The sequence below is a fragment of the Thauera sp. K11 genome (genome assembly GCF_002354895.1).
GTDB classification, from domain to species: domain Bacteria; phylum Pseudomonadota; class Gammaproteobacteria; order Burkholderiales; family Rhodocyclaceae; genus Thauera; species Thauera sinica.
The window spans coordinates 637,786-658,782 of the sequence record NZ_CP023439.1; the positions used below are offsets into that span (position 1 = coordinate 637,786).

19 protein-coding genes and 1 tRNA gene are annotated in these 20,997 nt (G+C 66.9%); 6 read left to right on the forward strand and 14 right to left on the reverse strand.

Annotation, left to right across the window (positions count from 1 at the left end; translation table 11 throughout):
- The first annotated feature begins 46 nt into the window (after positions 1 to 46).
- The 3 genes from CCZ27_RS02955 to CCZ27_RS02965 all read left to right on the forward strand — a co-directional run bounded on the left by CCZ27_RS02955 (position 47) and on the right by CCZ27_RS02965 (position 2,494).
- Positions 47 to 463 carry a VOC family protein gene (locus tag CCZ27_RS02955; RefSeq protein WP_096445345.1) on the forward strand — a complete coding sequence of 139 codons (417 nt, stop codon included), beginning with the start codon at positions 47 to 49 and terminating at the stop codon, positions 461 to 463.
- A gap of 377 nt (positions 464 to 840) precedes the next feature.
- On the forward strand, positions 841 to 2,061 hold the full coding sequence (locus tag CCZ27_RS24160) for a CAP domain-containing protein (RefSeq protein ID WP_269769092.1): 1,221 nt from the start codon (positions 841 to 843) through the stop codon (positions 2,059 to 2,061).
- Positions 2,051 to 2,494 carry a DUF3617 domain-containing protein gene (locus CCZ27_RS02965; protein WP_157748427.1) on the forward strand — a complete coding sequence of 148 codons (444 nt, stop codon included), beginning with the start codon at positions 2,051 to 2,053 and terminating at the stop codon, positions 2,492 to 2,494. The genes CCZ27_RS24160 and CCZ27_RS02965 overlap by 11 nt, the downstream gene beginning before the upstream one ends.
- A gap of 420 nt (positions 2,495 to 2,914) precedes the next feature.
- Here the strand turns inward: CCZ27_RS02965 and CCZ27_RS02975 are convergent.
- The 4 genes from CCZ27_RS02975 to rpsU all read right to left on the reverse strand — a co-directional run bounded on the left by CCZ27_RS02975 (position 2,915) and on the right by rpsU (position 7,249).
- Positions 2,915 to 2,991: transfer RNA gene (locus tag CCZ27_RS02975), tRNA-Ile, on the reverse strand.
- A 38-nt stretch (positions 2,992 to 3,029) separates the two neighbouring features.
- Entirely contained in the window at positions 3,030 to 5,012 is a 1,983-nt protein-coding gene (gene rpoD / locus CCZ27_RS02980) for an RNA polymerase sigma factor RpoD (RefSeq protein ID WP_096445351.1), read from the reverse strand.
- Between the two features lie 58 nt (positions 5,013 to 5,070).
- Positions 5,071 to 6,888 (reverse strand): DNA primase, encoded by a 1,818-nt coding sequence (gene dnaG / locus CCZ27_RS02985; protein ID WP_096445353.1) that lies wholly within the window; start codon positions 6,886 to 6,888, stop codon positions 5,071 to 5,073.
- Positions 6,889 to 7,036: 148 nt separating this feature from the next.
- A complete protein-coding gene (gene rpsU / locus CCZ27_RS02990) occupies positions 7,037 to 7,249 on the reverse strand; it encodes a 30S ribosomal protein S21 (protein ID WP_004260978.1) in 213 nt (70 codons plus the stop codon).
- A 137-nt stretch (positions 7,250 to 7,386) separates the two neighbouring features.
- On the opposite strand from rpsU, the gene tsaD reads away from it, so the two are divergent.
- Positions 7,387 to 8,430, forward strand: coding sequence for a tRNA (adenosine(37)-N6)-threonylcarbamoyltransferase complex transferase subunit TsaD (tsaD, locus tag CCZ27_RS02995; RefSeq protein WP_096452103.1), 1,044 nt, complete (start codon positions 7,387 to 7,389; stop codon positions 8,428 to 8,430).
- 51 nt (positions 8,431 to 8,481) lie between these two features.
- On the opposite strand, the gene plsY is transcribed toward tsaD, so the two are convergent.
- Complete coding sequence (plsY, locus tag CCZ27_RS03000) at positions 8,482 to 9,078, reverse strand: glycerol-3-phosphate 1-O-acyltransferase PlsY (protein WP_096445355.1); 597 nt, start codon at positions 9,076 to 9,078, stop codon at positions 8,482 to 8,484.
- 122 nt (positions 9,079 to 9,200) lie between these two features.
- Here plsY and CCZ27_RS03005 point away from each other — a divergent pair, with 122 nt between their 5' ends.
- Positions 9,201 to 9,599, forward strand: a complete 399-nt coding sequence (locus CCZ27_RS03005; RefSeq protein WP_096445357.1) for a dihydroneopterin aldolase — start codon at positions 9,201 to 9,203, stop codon at positions 9,597 to 9,599.
- A gap of 139 nt (positions 9,600 to 9,738) precedes the next feature.
- On the opposite strand, the gene CCZ27_RS03010 is transcribed toward CCZ27_RS03005, so the two are convergent.
- From CCZ27_RS03010 to CCZ27_RS03050, 9 genes are all read right to left on the reverse strand, one after another.
- Entirely contained in the window at positions 9,739 to 10,107 is a 369-nt protein-coding gene (locus CCZ27_RS03010) for an H-NS histone family protein (protein ID WP_096445359.1), read from the reverse strand.
- A gap of 147 nt (positions 10,108 to 10,254) precedes the next feature.
- Positions 10,255 to 10,743, reverse strand: a complete 489-nt coding sequence (ybaK, locus tag CCZ27_RS03015; RefSeq protein ID WP_096452105.1) for a Cys-tRNA(Pro) deacylase — start codon at positions 10,741 to 10,743, stop codon at positions 10,255 to 10,257.
- A 31-nt stretch (positions 10,744 to 10,774) separates the two neighbouring features.
- Positions 10,775 to 11,773 (reverse strand): site-specific tyrosine recombinase XerD, encoded by a 999-nt coding sequence (gene xerD / locus CCZ27_RS03020; protein ID WP_096445361.1) that lies wholly within the window; start codon positions 11,771 to 11,773, stop codon positions 10,775 to 10,777.
- Positions 11,770 to 12,288 carry a methylated-DNA--[protein]-cysteine S-methyltransferase gene (locus CCZ27_RS03025; protein WP_096445363.1) on the reverse strand — a complete coding sequence of 173 codons (519 nt, stop codon included), beginning with the start codon at positions 12,286 to 12,288 and terminating at the stop codon, positions 11,770 to 11,772. The genes xerD and CCZ27_RS03025 overlap by 4 nt, the downstream gene beginning before the upstream one ends.
- Positions 12,252 to 13,529 carry a glutamate-5-semialdehyde dehydrogenase gene (locus tag CCZ27_RS03030; RefSeq protein WP_096445365.1) on the reverse strand — a complete coding sequence of 426 codons (1,278 nt, stop codon included), beginning with the start codon at positions 13,527 to 13,529 and terminating at the stop codon, positions 12,252 to 12,254. Before CCZ27_RS03030 ends, CCZ27_RS03025 begins: the two co-directional genes overlap by 37 nt.
- Positions 13,530 to 13,589: 60 nt before the next feature.
- Positions 13,590 to 14,597: a DNA polymerase III subunit delta gene (gene holA / locus CCZ27_RS03035; RefSeq protein WP_096445367.1), complete on the reverse strand. Its 1,008-nt coding sequence runs from the start codon at positions 14,595 to 14,597 to the stop codon at positions 13,590 to 13,592.
- 28 nt (positions 14,598 to 14,625) lie between these two features.
- Positions 14,626 to 15,144 (reverse strand): LPS-assembly lipoprotein LptE, encoded by a 519-nt coding sequence (locus CCZ27_RS03040; protein WP_096445369.1) that lies wholly within the window; start codon positions 15,142 to 15,144, stop codon positions 14,626 to 14,628.
- Positions 15,145 to 15,154: 10 nt separating this feature from the next.
- Entirely contained in the window at positions 15,155 to 17,788 is a 2,634-nt protein-coding gene (gene leuS / locus CCZ27_RS03045; RefSeq protein ID WP_096445371.1) for a leucine--tRNA ligase, read from the reverse strand.
- A gap of 241 nt (positions 17,789 to 18,029) precedes the next feature.
- Positions 18,030 to 18,356 carry a hypothetical protein gene (locus tag CCZ27_RS03050; protein ID WP_096445373.1) on the reverse strand — a complete coding sequence of 109 codons (327 nt, stop codon included), beginning with the start codon at positions 18,354 to 18,356 and terminating at the stop codon, positions 18,030 to 18,032.
- Between the two features lie 330 nt (positions 18,357 to 18,686).
- Here CCZ27_RS03050 and CCZ27_RS03055 point away from each other — a divergent pair, with 330 nt between their 5' ends.
- Positions 18,687 to 20,900, forward strand: coding sequence for a UvrD-helicase domain-containing protein (locus CCZ27_RS03055; protein WP_096445375.1), 2,214 nt, complete (start codon positions 18,687 to 18,689; stop codon positions 20,898 to 20,900).
- The last annotated feature ends 97 nt before the right edge of the window (positions 20,901 to 20,997 follow it).

The window sequence follows — 20,997 nt, forward strand, 5'->3', positions numbered from 1 at the left end:
CCGGCTAGAATGGAATGCCGACTTGTTCTTCCGGAGGTCCGTCTTCATGAAATATCTGCACACCATGGTGCGCGTGCGCGATCTCGACGCATCGCTCAAGTTCTACGACACGCTCGGCCTGCGCGAAGTCCGGCGTACCGAACACGAGAAAGGCCGCTTCACGCTGGTGTATCTCGCCGCGCCCGGAGACGAAGGCTCGCAGGTCGAACTGACCTACAACTGGGACGCAGAGGATTACGGCAGCGCACGCAACTTCGGCCACATCGCCTACCAGGTGGACGACATCTACGCCACCTGCAAGCGCCTGCAGGACGCGGGCGTCACCATCAACCGCCCGCCCCGCGACGGCTACATGGCCTTCGTCCGGTCGCCGGACCTGATCTCGATCGAACTGCTACAGAAGGGTGGCCCCCTGCCGCCGCAGGAACCCTGGGTCTCCATGCCCAACGTCGGCGCCTGGTGATGCGGCAGGCCGGCGCGGGCGAGGCGGGCGCCGGCGCCAGGGGAGGCCACGCAGGCAATCCGCGCGCCGGCCCGCAGCACGAGCGGAAAAAACCCATCAGCATGTCTTGACCGACTGAAAGCGCCTCGTTGCGAGGGTTCGCCGGCACCGCCCGCGTCCGCCAAGTTTTCTTACATTTCGGCTTCGGATCAATGGCTTGTGACGCCCGTCCGGGTCGTGTCTAATGCTGCGCACCGGTTCGGGAACATCGCCCCGCGGGGCGCCCGGGCGCGGCATTCGTCGGGGGCAGGCCGCATCGCGTTTTCCGCTCCCTCCCAGCTGAGCGATCTGGAGATACCGGGGCACGCATGTCACAAGCCAATGCCTACGAGCAGTACATGCTCGAACTGATCAATGCCGAACGCGCCAAGGCGGGTGTTCAACCGCTGGCCTTCAACGGAGACCTCAACGAATCGGCGGAGACCCACAGCACGTGGATGATCGCCACCGACACGTTCTCGCACACCGGTGCGGGCGGGTCGACCGCGGCGGACCGCATGAAGGCGGCAGGTTATTCCTTCAGCGGGTCCTGGGCCTGGGGCGAGAACATCGCATGGGTCAGCACCCGTGCGCCAGCCGGGCTGCAGGACGAGATCGATCTGCTGCACACGAACCTGATGAATTCGGCGGGGCATCGCGCCAACCTGCTCAGTGCGACGTTCCGCGAAGTTGGTGTCGGTTTCGAGGTCGGCCAGTACGGCAGCTACGAGGGCGCCTTCGTCACGCAGAACTTTGCGCGGACCGCAACGAATTCCTTCCTGACGGGCGTGGCGTTCGACGATCGCGATGGCGACCTGCGCTACGACATCGGCGAAGGGCTCGGCAACCTGACGGTCACCGCGAAGAACGATGCGACTGGCACGCAACTGGCCACGACCACCTCGGCGGCCGGCGGTTATGACCTGCAACTGGCCGCCGGCAGCTACACGGTGACCTTCTCCGGCGGCGGCTTTGCGACCTCCACGTATCAGGCGACGATCGGCACGGCGAACGTGAAGCTCGATCTGGTCGACCCGGTGGCGAGCGGTGGAACGCCCGCTCCCACGCCGTCGCCTGTGCCGCAGCCCAAGACGATCACCGGCACGTCGTCGGCGAACACGCTCAAAGGGACGGCCGATGCCGACGTGATCCTCGGTCTGGGCGGGGCGGACAAGTTGTACGGAAATGCCGGCAACGACACGCTCGACGGCGGCGCGGGCAACGACACCCTGTGGGGTGGCGCCGGCAGCGACGTGCTGACCGGCGGCGCAGGCGCGGACATTTTCGTGTTCGACGCGATCTTTGCCGGTGCTGTCGACCGCATCACCGACTTTTCGCCGATCGACGACACGATACGCCTGGAAAACGCCATCTTCACCGGCCTGCGCACAGGCCGGTTGGACGCGGCGGCCTTTCACATCGGCACCCAGGCGCATGACGCGACCGATCGCGTGATCTACGACAAGGCAAGCGGAGCCCTGTATTTCGATCCGGACGGAACCGGCCCGCAGGCTGCCCAGCAGTTTGCCCAATTGACGGGGGGCCTGTCGCTGACCAACGCGGATTTCAATGTCATCTGAGCGCATGGGCCGCTGCCTGTTCGCTCTCCTTGCCCTGCTGGCGCCCCGCATCGCACTGCCGGCCCCGGACGAGCCCCGCCCGGGGCTCTACGAAATGACGTGGCAGACCGGTGCGCCGCAGCGGGAGGAAGGGCTGGGCGACGCGGTGCGCCAGGAGCGGCGCTGCATCGACCCGCGCGACCCGGCCGCGCTGTTCCCGATACTCTCGGACCGTGCCCTGCGGGGCTGCCGGCTCGTGCCCCGGACCGGAACGGACCGTGCCGCGAGCTACACGCTGCTGTGCGGAAACGGGACGGACAGGCGGGGCGATGCGCATTGGGCGTGGGAGGATGACGGCGGGCTGAGGGGAGAACTGAACGTGGCCGGCGACCGCGAACACGCTGCGCTCCATCAGCGCCTCCGCGGGGCGCGGCTGGGCGACTGCTCCGACTGAAGCAGAAGCGGCGGGCATCAGCCGATTCGCGATCCCGATCGCGCAAAGCTCCTTGGCGAATCTTCGGAACCCGCTCCGCTGTTGATCGGCGAAACCGTAAATGTCGTCGACCGATCTTCTTGCATTCAACGGGAAGATTCGAATGTCGCCATTCTTCGGAATGGCGTAGTCGATCTTCTTTCCTTTCCTGGTGCCAACGTTGCACACATACTTGGAAATGACCTCGGTTTGATCGAAGACGTCGTACCCGAGCACGAAATTGATGAATGCATCACGAAGGCATTCTTCGTGGCCTCTTCCGTCTGAATGTACCCGCCTGCTGGCGGATCTTTGCAGTCAGATTATTGGTTGTCCGTACGACTTGGAACAATAAAAGCAAAACGCCAACCCCGAAAAGGATTGGCGTTCTGCCTGATTCAATGGTGGGCCCTGCGGGACTCGAACCCGCAACCAAAGGATTATGAGTCCTCTGCTCTAACCGATTGAGCTAAAGGCCCGTCTGTCTGCCCGGGAGGCGATGCCTCCGGGCACATGATCAGGCTTCGTTGTCGAGGAAGCTGCGCAGCTTCTCGGAACGGCTGGGATGGCGCAGCTTGCGCAGGGCCTTGGCTTCTATCTGGCGGATGCGCTCGCGGGTGACGTCGAATTGCTTGCCGACTTCTTCCAGCGTGTGGTCGGTGTTCATCTCGATGCCGAAACGCATGCGCAGGACTTTTGCCTCGCGCGGCGTGAGCGAGTCGAGCACTTCCGACGTGGCGTCCCGCAGCCCGGAGTACATGGCGGCGTCGGACGGTGCCAGCGTGGCGGTATCCTCGATGAAATCGCCCAGGTGCGAATCGTCGTCGTCGCCGATCGGCGTTTCCATGGAGATGGGCTCTTTGGAGATCTTCATGATCTTGCGGATCTTCTCCTCGGGCATTTCCATCTTCTCGGCCAGCGTGGCGGGGTCCGGTTCCTGGCCGGTTTCCTGCAGGATCTGGCGGCTGATGCGGTTCATCTTGTTGATCGTCTCGATCATGTGCACCGGGATGCGGATGGTGCGCGCCTGGTCGGCGATCGAGCGCGTGATCGCCTGGCGGATCCACCAGGTCGCATAGGTCGAGAACTTGTAGCCGCGGCGGTATTCGAATTTATCGACCGCCTTCATCAGGCCGATGTTGCCTTCCTGGATCAGGTCGAGGAACTGCAGGCCGCGGTTGGTGTACTTCTTGGCGATCGAGATCACGAGGCGCAGGTTGGCCTCGGTCATCTCGCGCTTGGCGCGGCGCATCTTGGCTTCGCCGGTGGACATCTGGCGGTTGATGTCCTTGAGTTCCTTCAGCGGGATGCCGATCTTGTCCTGCATGTTGATGAGCTTTTGCTGCTCCTCGAGCACTGCGGGATGGGCGCGCATCAGGCCCTCGGCGTAGCTCTTGCCGGCGGCGATTTCTTCCTTCAGCCAGTCGAGGTTGGTTTCCTGGCCCGGGAAGACCTTGATGAAGTGCTGGCGCGGCATGCCGGCGCGATCCACGCACAGATGCAGGATGTGGCGCTCGTGGGCGCGGACCTGCTCGACCATGTGGCGCACCGAGTCGCATAGCCGCTCGATCGCCTTGGCGGTGAAGCGGATGTTCAGCAGTTCGTCCGAGATCTGCTGCTGCAGCAGCAGGTAGTTGGTGTCCTGCGAACCCTTCCTCGCCAGCACGTCCATCTTCTTGGAGTACAGGCCGCGGATGACGTCGAAGCGGGCGAGCGCGTCGGTCTTCAGTTGCAGCAGCGAGGCGGCGTTGGCGCTCTCGGCGCTGCTGCCTTCTTCGTCCTCGTCCTCGTTGTCGTCTTCTTCCCCGGCTTCCTCGGTCGCGGCGGCTTCCTCGTCGGCTTCGGCGAGTTCGGCTTCCTCGGCTGAGGCGTTGGGATCGATCAGGCCGTCGACGAGTTCGTCGATGCGCATCTCGTCCCTCGTGACCTTGTCGACGATATCGAGCATTTCGGCGATCGTCGTCGGGCAGGCGGAGATGGCCTGCACCATGTGCTTGAGGCCATCCTCGATGCGCTTGGCAATTTCGATCTCGCCCTCGCGGGTGAGCAGCTCGACGGTGCCCATCTCGCGCATGTACATGCGCACCGGGTCGGTCGTGCGGCCGAATTCCGAGTCGACGGAGGACAGCGCCTGTTCGGCTTCTTCCTCGGCGACGTCTTCGTCGACCGTGGTGGCGACGCTGTCGGACATCAGCAGATCTTCGGCGGCCGGAGCCTCGTCGTAGACCTGGATGCCCATGTTGTTGAAGGTGGCGATGATGCCTTCGATCTGCTCGGCGTCGGCCACGTCGTCGGGCAGGTGGTCGCTGATCTCGGCGTACGTGAGGTAGCCGCGCTCCTTGCCGAGCGTGATCAGGGTCTTCAGTCGGGTGCGTCGTACCTCGGCGTCGAGCGGTGCAACTTCGGGGCTTTCGACGACCTGGGCGGTCTTGTCCTTGGCCTTTGAGACTCGTCCTTTCGGGCTGTCCTTGCGCGAATCTTTGGCTTTTTCGCGTGCCATGGCACTCCTCAAGTCAGGGCGGAAGTGAATAAGGGAACGTTAAACTATATCACAGAAATCAGAGCTTTGCTGCGCTGCCAGGGTTCCGTTTCTCGTGAAGAAGTTCTGCGAGGCGATGCCGGTCGGCCGCGTTCAGTCCGGTTTCGCGGTCGCGCCGCATCAAATCGGCGATCTCGGCGGCGATCGCATCCGTGTGCAGTTTGCGCAGTGCGTCATCGAACAGCGTCTCGATCACGGCATCGTCGAACTCTTCGTCGACCAGATCGCCGGCGACGCGCGACAGCGTGTCGGCATGCGGGGTGTCGCGAAAGCGTTCGATCAGGGCGCCCAGCCCGCCGGCGGGGATGGGTTCGCCCAGGCTGAGCATGTCGATGATGGCGATCAGCGCCCGCCCCTCGGCACTGTCCGCCGGCACGAGGTCCACCGGCAGGCGGGCAGCCCAGGCGGGGTGCTGCATCACCAGGCGCAGCAGGGCGCCGATGGCCGACGGCGGCTTGCGCCGCATCGGGCCGCGCTGCATGGGGGGCGTTGTCGCGGCGGTGCGCCGGAATCCTGCGGCCGGCGGTGCGGCGGCGCCCGGTCGGCCTGCGGCGCGGGCGGCCGAGCGGAGTCCGTAGGCGTCCTCCACCTCGGCCTGCGTCAGCTCGCCGGCTTCGGCGACCGACTTGAGCAGTTGCAGGCGCAGCAGCGGCGCCGCTACCCTGGTGACCAGCGGACGGGCTTCGTGCACCAGCGCGGCGCGCCCCTCGGCGGTGTCCAGGTCGTTGCGCGCGGAAAGCTCCTGCAGCAGGAAGCGGGCGAGCGGCGTCGCGCCGGCCGCGGCCTTGCGGAAGGCTTCGGCGCCCTCGGCGCGCACGAAGGAATCGGGGTCGTGCTCGGCGGACAGGAACAGGAAGGCGAGCGTGGCATCGTCGCGCAGCGTCTCGAGCGAGTTTTCCAGCGCCCGCCACGCCGCGCGGCGGCCGGCGGCGTCGCCGTCGAAGCAGAAGACGATGCGATCGGTCTGGCGCAGCAGCGACTGGACGTGCTGCGGCGTCGTCGCCGTGCCGAGCGTCGCGACGGCGTTTTCGATGCCGTACTGCGCCAGCGCGACGACGTCCATATAGCCCTCGACCACGACCGCGAAGCCGGCTTCGCGGATCGCCTTCTGCGCGAGAAACAGTCCGTAGAGTTCGCGCCCTTTCTCGAACAGCGGGGTTTCCGGGGAATTCAGGTACTTTGGCTCGCCCTGATCCAGGATGCGTCCGCCGAAGGCGATGATGCGTCCGCGGCGGTCGTGGATCGGGAACATGATGCGATCGCGGAAGCGGTCGTAGCGGCGGCCCTGGTCGTTGTCGATGACGAGGCCGGCGTCGGCGAGGGTCTTCGCCTGGTAATCGGGAAACGCGCGCTGCAGGCCCTGCCATTCGTCGCGCGCATAGCCGAGCCCGAAGCGGGCGGCGATCTCGCCGGACAGGCCGCGCCGCTTCAGGTAGTCGATCGCGTTGGGTGCATGCTTGAGCTGCTCTCGATAGAAGCGGGCGGCGGTCGCCATCGCCTCGCGGAGGGGCTCGCTGTCGTTGGCGGGGATCGCCGTGTGGTGGCCGTCGTCCGGGACCTGCAGGCCGACCTGGGCGGCGAGTTCCTTCACCGCTTCGACGAAGCCGAGGCCGCTGTACTCCATCAGAAAACCGATCGCACTGCCATGCACGCCGCAGCCGAAGCAGTGATAGAACTGCTTGGTCGGGCTGACGGAGAACGACGCGGATTTTTCGCCGTGGAACGGGCAGCAGGCGAAATAGTTCGCGCCGCTCTTCTTGAGCGGAAGGTAGCGCTCGATGACGTCGACGATGTCGACGCGCGACAGCAGTTCCTGGACGAAGGACTGGGGAATCATCCGGCGCGGGCCGTCATGGCAGCAGACTGCGCGAGGGGCTGGAAAGCGAAAACGGCTCGCCGGGCGGAAGCCTCGAGGCGTCCGCCCGGCGAGCGGGCATCCGGGAGTTCAGCGGAACGAGCGTCGAACCGCGCCGGCTGCGATGCGATCAGTACAGCTTCGGCGGCAGCATCTGGCTGCGCAGGCGCTTGTGGTTGCGCTTCACTGCGGCGGCCAGCTTGCGCTTGCGCTCGGCGGTGGGCTTCTCGTAGAACTCGCGCGAACGCAGTTCGGTCAGCACACCGGTCTTCTCGATCGTGCGCTTGAAGCGGCGGATCGCAACTTCAAACGGCTCGTTCTCTTTTACGCGAATACCGGGCATTGCGTACTTCCTTGGGTGTCGTGTGGGCGGAAAGCGCAGAACTATAAACGACAACCTTCCCCTTTGCAACACCGCCCGGGTTCGAAATAGCCTGGCAGATGGTTAGAATGCCGCATCGAATCAACTGGATGGACGTGATGAAAGTGCTGGGCATCGAGACCTCGTGCGACGAGACCGGGGTGGCGATCTACGAGACGGGCGAGGGCGCGGGGCGGCTCTTGGGCCATTGCCTGCATTCGCAGGTGGATCTCCATGCGGCCTACGGCGGCGTCGTGCCCGAACTCGCTTCGCGCGACCACATCCGCCGCCTTCCGCTGCTGTTGGAGCGGCTGCTGCGGACGACCGCGCTGCGCATGACCGACATCGACGCCATCGCCTACACCGCCGGTCCGGGGCTCGCGGGCGCCCTGCTGGTCGGCGCGAGCGTGGCCGAATCGCTGGGCCTTGCGCGCGGCGTGCCGGTGCTCCCGGTCCATCATCTCGAAGGGCATCTGCTGTCGCCCTTGCTGGCGGCCGATCCTCCGGTTTTTCCCTTCGTCGCCTTGCTGGTGTCGGGCGGCCATACGCAGTTGATGCGGGTGCGCGGCGTGGGGGACTACGCGCTGCTGGGCGAATCGGTGGACGACGCGGCGGGAGAAGCCTTCGACAAGACCGCCAAGCTGCTCGGGCTCGGCTATCCGGGCGGGCCGCAACTCGCGCGCCTGGCCGAACAGGGGGATGCAAGCCGGTTCAGGCTGCCGCGGCCGATGCTGCATTCGGGCGACCTCGACTTCAGCTTCAGCGGACTCAAGACTGCGGTGCTCAACGTCGTTTCGGGCGCCGACTGGCAGCCGGCATGGACGGCCGATCTGGCCGCGGCGTTCCAGGAAGCGGTGGTGGACGTCCTGTGCGCAAAGGCGCTGGGCGCGTTGAAGAAGGCCGGCCTGAAGACGCTGGTCGTGGCCGGTGGCGTCGGCGCCAACCGTCGCCTGCGCGAAGTGCTGGATGCGGCCGTCGGCGGGCGCGGTGGGCGGGTGTATTACCCGGAGCCCGAGCTGTGCACCGACAACGGCGCGATGATCGCATTTGCCGGAGCGCTCCGGCTGGCCGCAGGTGAAGTGCGCGGAACGCCGCCTGCCGTGCGCATCCATCCGCGCTGGCCGCTCACCGAGCTGTGTCCGCCGCGCGCGGCGCGGGCCTGAACCTGCGCGATCGGATCATGGGCGGGCCGCGGTGCGTGACGTCTTTCCGCCTCAGACCTTCTTCTTGCCGCCGATGCGTCCCTCGGTGCCGGCGAGCAGGCGCTTGATGTTGGCGGAGTGGCGCCAGATCAGGACCGCCGACATCGCCGCGAGGGCCCCGGCGACAGGGCCGAGGCCGAGGAGTACGGCGCCCGCGACCGGCGCCGCGACTGCGGCCGCCAGCGCTCCCGCCGACGAGTAGCGGGTGCCGAAGGCGACCAGCAGCCAGACGACCAGGCTCGCGAGGGCGATGCGCCAGTCGATGCCGGCGAGCACGCCCAGCGCGGTGGCAACGCCCTTGCCGCCATTGAAACGCAGGAAGATGGTGAAGACGTGGCCGAGGAAGGCCGCGATGCCGGCCAGCGCCGCCTCGAATGCTCCGAAGCCCAGGCGCGCCGCCGCCCACACCGCCAGCCAGCCCTTGAGGCAGTCGCCGATCAGCGTGAGTGCCGCTGCGGCCTTGTTCCCGCTGCGCAGCACGTTCGTCGCGCCGGGGTTGCCCGAACCGTAGCGGCGCGGATCCTCGAGGCCGAACAGCCTGCTGCTGACGATGGCAAAGGGAATGGAGCCGAGCAGATAGGCGGCAACGAGCAGAATCAAAACGGACATCGTTTCTCCAGCCGCCGATTGGCGGGGGATGGCGGGCGGGCGTGGTCCGGCTCTGGCCGGAACGGTTTCGGGACGCGGGCGCTTCCGCGATAAGATGGCGCCGATTCTAATCGGGAACCAGCATGGATTTCATCTTCATCGAGGAATTGCGGGTGCAGGCATGGATCGGCATCTACGCCAGGGAGAAGGCCGCCCCGCAGACCGTCGAACTCAATCTGACCTTCGGCGTACCCGATGCGGCGGCGATACGCGACGATATCGCGGACACCATCGACTATGCCGAGGTAATCGACCGTATCCGGCTGGAACTGGCGCAGCGGCATTTCAACCTGATCGAAACCCTGGGCGAGTTCGTCGTCGATCTGCTATTGAACGACTTTCGCGCGCCGTGGGTGAAGGTGAGGCTGGCGAAGATCGGCGTGACGAAAGGCGTGCGCCGCGTCGGCGTATTCATCGAACGCGGCCGGGATGCAGATTCGGCGGCTGCCGGGGGCGCTCAGGTGCCCCGGTCCTGCCCGTGATCCGATCGCCGTTTGGCAACTCGCACCGAAAGAACCGGCTGAATGGCGGCAACGGATGATTGCCGCGAGGCAATCATCCGTGCATATCGAGAGCGTATTGAAGTTTCGCCGGCGGGTCCGCGTCCGGCGAAGAGGGCGATCAGGAAACGGCAAGCTCTTCCAGTGATTTGCCCTGGGCGACCCAATCCATCGCCCACTGCGGTTTGCGCCCGCGACCGCTCCAGCCCTTGGACGAATCTTCCGGGTGGCGGTACTTGATGACGGGTGCCGCCTTCTTTTCCGGCGCTGCCGCGGCGCGGCGGGTGCGCTTCTGCGCGGCGGGCTTGGCCGCCACCGGTTGCGGCGGCGTCTCGAGCAGATCGTCGAGCGACAGCCCTTCGTCGGCTGCCATCTTCTGCATCTTCTTGAGCAGATTGCGCCGCGTGGTATCGGTGCGGCGGCGGAGTTCGCTTTCGACGCGGCTCTGCAGACGACGCAGTTCGGTCAGCGACAAGGATGAAAGGTCCATGATTTTTCCCTATTCTTGCCTGGCTTTGCTGTTCAGGCTGGACATTGACCTCGCCGACAATGGCGAGACGAAAACGAAATTGCGTGCCGCAATTCTGCCATCAATTTCGGCCGTTTAAAATCGTTTTCAAGCCATTGGGAGAAGAAATCAAAGGGCGGCGTCGACGAGGGTGGGCTGCAATACCCGCAGGATGTCGTGTGGATGGATCCCCACGAGATAGCCGCGGCGCCCGCCATTGATGTAGATGAGCGGGATTTCCAGGATCGTCCGCTCCAGGAATACCGGCATCTTCTTTCGAGTGCCGAATGGCGACGTGCCGCCGACGAGAAAACCGGTATGACGGTTGGCAACCTCGGGGCGGCAGGGTTCGATGCGCTTGCGGCCAGTCTGGCGCGCAAGTTCCTTGGTGGAAACCTTGCGGTCGCCATGCATGAGGACGATCAGCGGCGCTGCGCTTTCGTCCTCCATGATCAGGGTCTTGATCACCGCGTGCTCGCTGACGTTCAATTCCCGCGCCGATACGGCGGTGCCGCCGTGCTCTTCGTAGACATAGGGGTGGTTCGAATAGGCGATGCCGTGCTGGCGGAGAAACCGGGTCGCCGGCGTTTCCGGTGCGTGGAGTTCGGTCCTGGACATGATCACGATTCCGCGGGCGGGTAGGGTCGATTCAGGCGCGCGGGTGATGCGCGGCATGCAGTTGTTTAAGTCTTTCCCTGGCGACGTGCGTATAGACCTGGGTCGTCGAGATATCGGCGTGACCCAGCAGCAGTTGCACGACGCGCAGATCGGCGCCGTGATTGAGCAGATGGGTCGCGAATGCATGGCGCAGCGTATGCGGCGATATCCGGTCCGCCGCAATGCCGGCCGCAAGGGCATGCTGTTTGATGATGCGCCAGAACATCTGTCTTGTCATGGATGCGCCCAGGCGCGTGACGAACAGCGCATCGCTGTTCTTTCCGGCCAGAAGCGGGGGGCGCGCCTCGCCGGCGTAGCGCGTGATCCAGTCCGCGGCAACCTGGCCCAGCGGTACGAGCCGCTCCTTGCTGCCCTTGCCCATGACGCGGACGAAGCCGTCGTTGAGGCTGACTTCGAACAGGCGCAGGCCGACGAGTTCCGATACGCGCAATCCCGTGGCATACAGGACCTCGAACATGCAGCGGTCGCGCAGGCCGAAAGTGGTCCCGGGATCGGGCGCTGCAAGGAGCGCTTCGACCTGGGATTCGCTCAGGGTGCGCGGAAAGCGCTGCGTCGGCATCGGTGGATCGAGCAGCAGCGTCGGGTCTTCCGCGATGGCGCCGCGGTTGGCCAGGTGCCGGTAGTATCGCCGCCAGGCGGCCAGCAGGCGGCGCTGGCTGGCGGGTTTGGCACGCAGGCTGAATTCGGCGAGATAGGCGGCGAGGTCCGCCGCACACGCGCGTGGCAGGGCGACGCCGCGCTGCGCGAGCCAGGCCGAGAACAGCGCGAGATCGCTGCGATAGCCCGCGAGCGTGTTGCGGGCGAGCCCGTCCTCCAGCCAGAGGACGTCGATGAAGGCGTCGAGTTCGGCGAGCGCCTCGGCCGGGGCCGCGGGCAGCGCACTCACCGGACTGGCTTTCCCGCCGCTGCGCGACACGCTCCCCGGGGTCGGGAGCGCGTCCCCTTCGGGCGGGCGGGTGGAGACGCTCATCTGCCGGCCTCGTGGGCGAGCAGCCAGCGCTTGGCGTCGATCAGCCAGCCGCCGCGGGCATTGGCAAATCCGCCGATGTCCGCCGCGGCGGTGACGCGATGGCACGGTACGAAGAGCGGAAACGGATTGGCGCCGCAGGCTTGGCCCACCGCGCGCGGCACGCTGCCCACGGCCTGGGCCAGCGCACCGTAACTGCGCGTCTCACCGGGCGGAATGCCGGAGATCGCATGCCAGACGCGCTGCCGGAACGGCGTGCCGCGCCGGGCGAACGGCAGGTCGGGCATGCCGCGGGGATCGTCCAGCCAGGCGAGGATCGCCGCGGCGGCGCGTTCGGCCAGTTCGTCCCCGGGCGCGCGCAGCGGCGTGCCGGGGGGCAGGAAGCAGAGTTCCTCGACGAGTCCGTCCGCGATGCGGATGCCGAAGGGCCCGAAAGGCAGTGCGAGCACCGTGCCGCACGAGGCGTTCAGGCTGTCCTTGTCTATTTGCGCACCTCGCCATTGCCGAAGACGATCCATTTCTGGCTGGTCAGGCCCTCGAGGCCGACGGGGCCGCGGGCGTGGATCTTGTCGGTGGAGATGCCGATCTCGGCTCCGAGGCCATATTCGAAGCCATCGGCAAAGCGCGTCGACGCATTGACCATCACCGAGGCCGAGTCGACTTCGCGCAGGAAGCGCATCGCCTTCGTGTAGTTCTCGGTCACGATGGCCTCGGTGTGGCCGGAACTGTAGGCGTTGATGTGGGCGATCGCCTCGTCGGCGTCGGCGACGATCTTCACCGCGATGATGGGCGCGAGGTATTCCTCGCGCCAGTCGGCCTCGGTGGCGGCGACGAGCGTGGCGCCGTCGATGGCCGCCTCGCGCAGCAGCGCCAGCGATTCGGCGCAGCAGCGCATCTCCACGCCCTTGGCGGCGAGCATGCGTGCGATCTCGGGCAGGTAGAGATCGGCGATGTCGCGTGCCACCAGCAGCGATTCGGCGGTGTTGCAGGTACCGTAGCGCTGCGTCTTGGCGTTCTCGACGATGGGCACGATCTTGCCGGGATCGGCCTCGTCGTCGATATAGACGTGGCAGTTGCCGTCGAGGTGCTTGATCACCGGCACCTTCGCGTCCCTCGAGATGCGCTCGATCAGGCCCTTGCCGCCGCGCGGCACGATGATGTCCACGAACTCCGGCATGGTGATGAGGGCGCCGACGGCCTCGCGGTCGGTCGTTTCCACCACCTGTACCGCGTGTTCGGGAAGCCCGGCGGCGGCCAGCCCCGCCCGTACGCAGGCGGCGATCGCGCGGTTGGCGTTGATCGCTTCCCGGCCGCCGCGCAGGATCGCCGCATTGCCGGATTTCAGGCACAGCGCGGCGGCATCGGCGGTGACGTTGGGGCGTGCCTCGTAGATGATGCCGATGACGCCCAGCGGCACCCGCATCTTGCCCACCTGGATGCCCGATGGCCGGCGCTTGACGTCGGTGATCTCGCCCACCGGATCGGGCAGTGCGGCAACTTGCTCCAGGCCGGCCGCCATCGACTCGATGCCCTTCCCGGTCAGCATGAGGCGGTCGAGCAGGGCGGGTTCGAGGCCGGCGGCGCGCGCTTCCTCCACGTCGCGCGCATTGGCGGCGAGCAGGGCGTCGCGCCGCGCGCGGATCTCGGCGGCCATGGCGAAGAGGGCGTCGTTCTTGGCCGCGGTCGAGGCCGCGGCGAGCGCGCGCGAGGCGGCGCGGGCCTGGCGGCCCAGCGTCTGCATGTAGTTCTGAATGTCCATTCGAATGTCGGAAAGCGTGGGCTGATACTGAATTAAAGCACCGAACGCGCGCGCCGGCGCCTATCGGCGGGCGAGCCGCAGGCTGAGTTGCAGGAATTCGTCCCACACGTCGCCCTGGGCCAGGCCCTTGATCATGCGGTCGATGCGCGCTGCGTGCAGCAGCGCCGCCCGCAGCGCCGGCGAGCCGAGGCGCGGCACCGCGCGGCTGAGCGCCTGCCGGCGGCGATCGTCGAACACCCGTTCCGCCTTCAGCAGCGCGGGGAGCGGCTGCCCCTCGTCCTGGCCGGCGCGCAGCATCGCCAGGCTGCGCACCTCGCTCGCCAGGGCCCACAACACCAGCGGCGGGGCGGCACCTTCGCCGCGCAGGCCGTCGAGCAGGCGTGCGCAGCGCGCGGGGTCGCCCTCGAGCACTGCCTGGCGGAGCTTGTCGATGTCGTAGCGTGCGACGTTGAGCACCGCGTCCTGTACCTGCTCCAGGCTCAGCGCGCCCTTGGGATGGAGCAGCCCGAGCTTGAGGATTTCCTGGTGCGCCGCCAGCAGGTTGCCTTCGACGTGGTCGGCGATGAAGACCAGCGCTTCGGGCGCCGCCGTCTGCTCCTGCGCGGCGAGGCGGCGCGCGATCCAGTCGGGCAGCCGTTCGCGCTCGGGGGCGTTGAGTTCGAACGCGTTGCCGGCCTCGGTCAGGGCCTTGAACCAGCCCGTCTTGCGCGCCTGCCAGTCGAGTTCGGGCAGCGTCACCAGGGTCAGCGTCTGCGCCGGCAGCGCGGCGGCGTAGCGCTGCAGCGCCTCGCCGCCGTCCCGCCCCGGCTTGCCGCCGGGGATGCGCAGATCGATCAGCTTGGCGCCGCCGAACAGCGACAGGTTGCCCGCCGCCAGCGTCAGGGCGTCCCACTTGAAGCCCTGCCCGACGACCAGGGTTTCGCGCTCCTCGTAACCCTGCCCGCGTGCGGCCGCGCGGATGGCGTCGGCCGCCTCCAGCACCAGCAGCGGCTCGTTGCCGTGCAGCACCCACAGCGGGGCGAGCGGCTTCGCGAGCAGGGTGGCGAGCTGGTCGGGGCGCAGGATCATGGCACGGTGGCGGGCACCCGGGCGCCGTTCAGGGCTTGCGCCTGGCCGCGGAGAGGCGGCGCATCAACTGCTGCACCAGATCGTCCTGCATGTCGCGGTACAGCAGTGCCTCTTCCTGCGCCTTGCCGAGGATCTGCGCGTCGTCGAAGGTGTATTCGCGCCGCGCCGTCAGCTCGGTGGGCGGGATGATGGCGGCGCCGGCCTTGTCCAGCAACTGGAAGCGCAGGCGCTGGATGAGCTGGTATTCGCCTACCTTGCCGCGCCCGGTCAGGCTGAGGATCTCGCGTTCGCGGTCGTTGGCGAGGATCTGCAGGCGGGCTTCGGCCTGGGCGGGGTCCTCGGTCACGGTGGTGCTCTCGGTCGTCGCGATCTGGCGGCGCAGCGTGGCGCCGAAGTCCGTCTGGGCGCTCACGCCGACGTGGATCGTGGCGAAGTCCATGCGCTGCGGACCGCGCAGGTGAAAGCCGCAGCCGCCGAGGGCCAGGCCGAGGAGCCCCGCGCAGGCGAGCAGCAGGCGGCGGCGGGGCAGGACGGGAGCAGCGGGCATGGTCGCTTCCTCAGACGACGATGTTGACGAGGCGGCCGGGCACCACCACCACTTTCCTGGGCGGCTTGCCTTCCATGAACTTCTGCGCCGCCTCGGAGGCGAGGGCGAGCGCCTCGATCTGGCCCCTGGATGCGTCGGCGGCCACGTTGATGCTGCCGCGCAGCTTGCCGTTGACCTGTACCACCAGTTCGATCTCGTCCTGCTTCAGCGCCGCCTCGAGCGGCTCCGGCCAGCGTGCGGCGAGGATGTCGGTGCCGAAGCCGCAATCGATCCACAACGCATGGCAGATGTGCGGCGTGATCGGCGACAAGAGGCGCAGCAGGATGGAGAAGCCTTCCTCCGCCACCTCGGCGTGCGCCGCCGGTTCGGCGGCGGCGAGTTCCTTGTGCGCCTTTTCCAGCGCGTTGAGCACTTTCATCGCGGCCGACACCACGGTGTTGAACTGGTGCTTGCCGAAGTCGTAGCTCGCCTGCTTGAGGTGGGTGTGGATTTCGCGCCGGACGTCGGCGAGCGCGGCCGGGATGCCGCCGGCGGCAAGCCGGCGCGTGGCGGGCAGCGCCGGGCGCGTCTCGGTGACGAAGGTGTGGCCGTAGTTCCAGACCCGGCGCAGGAAGCGCGAGGCGCCCTCGACGCCGGAGTCGGACCATTCGAGCTGCTGGTCGGGCGGCGCGGCGAAGATGATGAAGAGCCGCGCCGTGTCGGCGCCGTACTGGTCCACCAGCGACTGCGGATCGACGCCGTTGTTCTTCGACTTCGACATCTTCTCGGTGCCGCCGATCACCACCGGCTGCCCGTCGGACGTGAGCCTCGCGGCGACGATGCGGCCGCGCTCGTCGCGCTCGATGCCGACGTCCGCGGGATTGATCCACTGCTTCTTGCCGCCTTCGCCCTCGCGGTAATAGGTCTCGGCCACCACCATGCCCTGGGTCAGCAGGTTGGTGAAGGGCTCGGACACGTCCACCAGGCCGCAGTCGCGCATCGCGCGGGTGAAGAAGCGCGAATACAGCAGGTGCAGGATGGCGTGCTCGATGCCGCCGATGTACTGGTCGACCGGCGCCCAGTAGCCGACGCGCGCATCCACCATCGCCGTGTCGCTGTCGGCGCAGGCGTAGCGCAGGAAGTACCACGACGATTCGACGAAGGTGTCTATCGTATCGGTCTCGCGGCGGGCCGGCTTGCCGCACCTGGGGCAGTCGCACTCGTAGAACCCGGGCATCCTGGCCAGCGGCGAGCCGCGGCCGGTGATCTCGACGTTTTCGGGCAGCACCACCGGCAACTGCTCGTCGGGCACCGGTACGTCGCCGCAGTCGGCGCAGTGGATCATCGGGATCGGGCAGCCCCAGTAGCGCTGGCGCGAGATGCCCCAGTCGCGCAGGCGGTACTGCACGCGCTTGGCGCCCAGGCCCTTGGCCTCGAGGTCGGCGGCGATGGCATCGACCGCATCCTGGAAGTGCAGGCCGTCGTAGCGGCCGGAGTTCACCAGGCGGCCGTGTTCGGCGTAGGCGTCGATCCACGGTGCGACGGTGTCTTCGTACGCGTCGCGGGTCGAGCGCACCACCATCCTGATCGGCAGCGAATACCTGGTGGCGAAGGCGAAGTCGCGCTCGTCGTGCGCCGGCACCGCCATCACCGCGCCTTCGCCGTAGCCCATCAGCACGTAGTTGGCGACCCACACGTCGAGGTATTCGCCGGTCAGCGGGTGCACCACGCGCAGGCCGGTCGGCATGCCCTTCTTTTCCATCGTCGCGAGGTCGGCCTCGGCGACGCCGCCGTGCTTGCATTCGTCGACGAAGGCAGCGAGCGCGGCATTGCCTGCCGCGGCCTGGGTGGCGAGCGGGTGTTCGGCGGCGACCGCGACGTAGGTGGCGCCCATCAGCGTGTCCGCGCGGGTGGTGAAGACTTTCAGCACGCCAGAGCGGCCGACGGTCGACAGGTCGTAGGGGAAGTGCACCTCCACCCCCTCGGAGCGGCCGATCCAGTTCTTCTGCATCAGCTTCACCTGCTCGGGCCAGCCGGGCAGATCATCGAGCGCGGCGAGCAGCTCGTCGGCGTAGGCGGTGATCTTCATGTAGTACATCGGGATCTCGCGCTTCTCGACGAGCGCCCCCGAACGCCAGCCGCGGCCGTCGATGACCTGCTCGTTGGCGAGCACGGTCTCGTCCACCGGGTCCCAGTTCACCGTGCCGAGCCTCTTGTAGATCAGCCCCTTCTCGAACAGGCGGGTGAACAGCCATTGTTCCCAGCGGTAGTATTCCGGCGCGCAGGTGGCCAGTTCGCGCGACCAGTCGATGGCGAAGCCCAGGCGCTTCAACTGGCCCTTCATGTAGTCGATGTTGGCGTAGGTCCACTTCGCCGGCGGCACGTTGTTCTGGATCGCGGCGTTCTCCGCCGGCATGCCGAAGGCGTCCCAGCCCATGGGCTGCAGCACGTTGCAGCCCTTCATGCGGTGATAGCGCGCCAGCACGTCGCCGATGGTGTAGTTGCGCACATGGCCCATGTGCAGCTTGCCCGACGGGTAGGGGAACATCGACAGGCAGTAGTACTTGGGCTTGCCGGCATCCTCGGTGACGCGGAAGGCGGAGGTGGTGTCCCAGTGCTGTTGGGCGGCCGTCTCGACGGCCGTGGGCTGATATTTGTCCTGCATGGGCGGGGTGCGCTGCTTCAAAGCGTTGAAAACGCGAGAGTATATCGTGAAGCAGGGGACGGGCGTTCGGCGCCTCGGCGTCGGCGACGGCTGTGCCGGGCAAAAAAAAGGCACCCCGCCGTGAGGAGGGATGCCGAATCTCCGTTAAGGAGAGGGAGGGAGCCGGTTATGCCCGCGCCGCGAGGCGGGGCGTGAAGTTCATGTCAGTTCTGCGCGGTCGGCAATCGTCCGTGTCGCGGCCTCAGGCCACCTTGCGCGGAAAGCCACCCGAGCGCTGCCAGTACGTGTGGGTCGCGGTGACGAAGTCCTCCATTGCGATCAGCGGCAGCCGCAGCATGCGGCGCTGGCTTTGCACCAGAGGCGTGACGCACGGCGTGCACAGCGTGGCCTTCTCTTCTTCGAGCAGGCGCTGGAAGTGGCTCATGGTGGCGCCCCAGTATTCGGCGGTGCCTACCCAGCCGGTTTCCGCGGTTGCCTCGCGTACGGCCTTGCGCCAGAGAGACTCGGCGCGTTCGATCGAAACCCCCGCCTTGCGGGCGTACCAGGGAAGCAGTTTCGGCGTATTCATGTTCGGATTTCCTCGGGGTGAGTGTCACGATCCTCGGTGCCGGCAATGCCTTTTGGGCCTTGCCTCGTGTGCAGGGCAGCGAATCCTGAAATGCCGCCGCTACACGTCCACGTCGTTGATCTTACGCAGATTTTGTCCGCACCGCCGTGACTTGGTTCATCCTCGATTTGCTCAAAATGTTGCGATGCACAAGATGCAGACTAGCCGAGGCAATGCAGAAATTCAATAATGGTTTTCCGCAATGCAGCATTGGTACAACATTTCTACCATCTGCGCAGGCCCGGGCGGGCGGCGCGACCGGTTTACAATGCGGGCAAACGAGGAAGGACGATGTCGAACCTGCTTGCCAACCTGAACGATCAACAACACCAAGCCGTCACGCTGCCGCCGCAGCACGCGCTGATCCTTGCCGGTGCCGGCTCGGGCAAGACGCGGGTGCTGACCACCCGCATCGCCTGGCTGATCCAGTCCGGCCAGGTCGACCCCTCCGGAATACTGGCGGTGACCTTCACCAACAAGGCGGCGCGGGAAATGCTGGCGCGCCTGTCGGCGATGCTGCCCGTCAGCACGCGCGGCATGTGGATCGGAACCTTCCACGGCCTCGCCAACCGGCTGCTGCGAACGCATCACCGCGATGCCGGCCTGCCGCAACTGTTCCAGATCCTGGACTCCGGGGATCAACTCGCCGCGATCAAGCGCCTGTTGAAGACGCTGAACGTCGATGACGAGAAGTTTCCTCCGCGCGACCTGCAGCACTTCATCAACGGCCAGAAGGAAGCCGGCAACCGGCCGCACGCGGTCGAAGCCTGGGACGACTACACCCGCCAGCGCGTGCAGCTCTACCAGGAATACGAGGCCCAGTGCCAGCGCGAGGGCGTGGTCGATTTTGCCGAGCTGCTGCTGCGCAGCTACGAACTGCTCGAGCGCAACGAACCGGTGCGCCGGCATTACCAGCGCCGTTTCCGCCACATCCTGGTCGACGAGTTCCAAGACACCAACCGGCTGCAGTACCGCTGGCTGCGCATGTTCGCCGACGAGGGGCGGGAGGGCGGCGCGGCGATGTTCTGTGTCGGCGACGACGACCAGAGCATCTACCGCTTCCGCGGCGCCGAGGTCGGCAACATGCGCGACTTCGAGCGCGAGTTCCATGTGCAGAACGTGATCCGGCTGGAGCAGAACTACCGCTCGCGCAGCAACATCCTGGATGCCGCCAACGCCATCATCCGCCACAACACCAACCGGCTGGGCAAGAACTTGTGGACCGACCAGGGCGCCGGCGAGCCCATCCGGGTGTTCGAGGCGTTCTCGGACGCCGACGAGGCGCGCTGGATCGTCGAAGAGGTGCAGTCGCTGGTGCGGGACGGCGGCCTGCGCGCCGAGATCGCGTTGCTGTACCGCTCGAATGCGCAGTCGCGTGTGCTCGAGCACCAGTTGTTCTCCGCCGGCATTCCGTACCGGGTCTATGGCGGGCTGCGCTTCTTCGAGCGGCAGGAGATCAAGCATGCGCTCGCCTATCTGCGCCTGATCGCCAACCCGGACGACGACACGGCTTTCGCGCGCGTGGTGAATTTCCCCACCCGCGGCATCGGCGCGCGTTCGCTGGAGGTGCTGGCCGACGCGGCGCGCACCTGGAACGGCAGCCTGTATTCCGCCGTGCCGCATCTCACCGGCAAGGCCGGCACGTCCCTGGGGCAGTTCGTGAGGCTGGTGGAGGACATGCGGCGCGACACGGCGAAGCTGCCGCTGCCCGAACTGGTCGACCACATGCTGGACGTCAGTGGCCTGCGCGCGCATTACAAGGCGGAAAAGGAGGGGCGCGAGCGGCTCGAGAACCTCGACGAACTGCTCAATGCGGCCGCCAACTTCGTCGCCGAGGCCCAGGTCGACGAAGACGCGCTGGCGCAGCCGCATGCGCTGCTGGCCGATTTCCTTGCGCATGCCTCGCTGGAGGCGGGCGAACATCAGGCGGACCAGGGCGCCGACGCGGTCCAGTTGATGACGGTGCATTCCGCCAAGGGGCTGGAATTCAACGTGGTGTTCCTGTCCGGGCTCGAGGAGGGATTGTTCCCGCACGAGAACAGCATCCTCGAGACCGACGGCCTGGAGGAGGAGCGCCGGCTGATGTACGTGGCGGTGACGCGGGCGCGCGAACGGCTCTATCTGTCCTTCGCGCAGAGCCGCATGCTGCATGGCCAGACGCGCTACAACCTGCGTTCGCGTTTCCTCGAGGAGATCCCCGAGGCGTTGACGAAGTGGCTCACGCCGCCCAATCCGCGTTCGGCCGCAGGGGGAGCCCTGGGCGGCATGGGCGGCGGCTACTTCAAGCCGTCGTCGGCGAAGCCTGTGCAGCGCACGCCCCGGCCGACCTTCGCGCAACTGCCCAACGGCCTGCGCATCGGCCAGTCGGTGAATCACCCCAAGTTCGGCCAGGGGGTGATCGTCGCGGCCGAGGGCAGCGGGACGGATGCCAAGGTGCAGATCAATTTCGGGCCGGCGGGCGTCAAGTGGCTGCTGCTGGCGGTGGCCAAGCTTGAGCCAGTGTGATCCGGGTTGCGGCTCGACGCCTGGGGCTGAGCGGCGGGGCCGGCGCGGCGGCTGCCGGGCATTCGTTCCGGGGGCTGCGGAACTCGCCCTTCGGGCT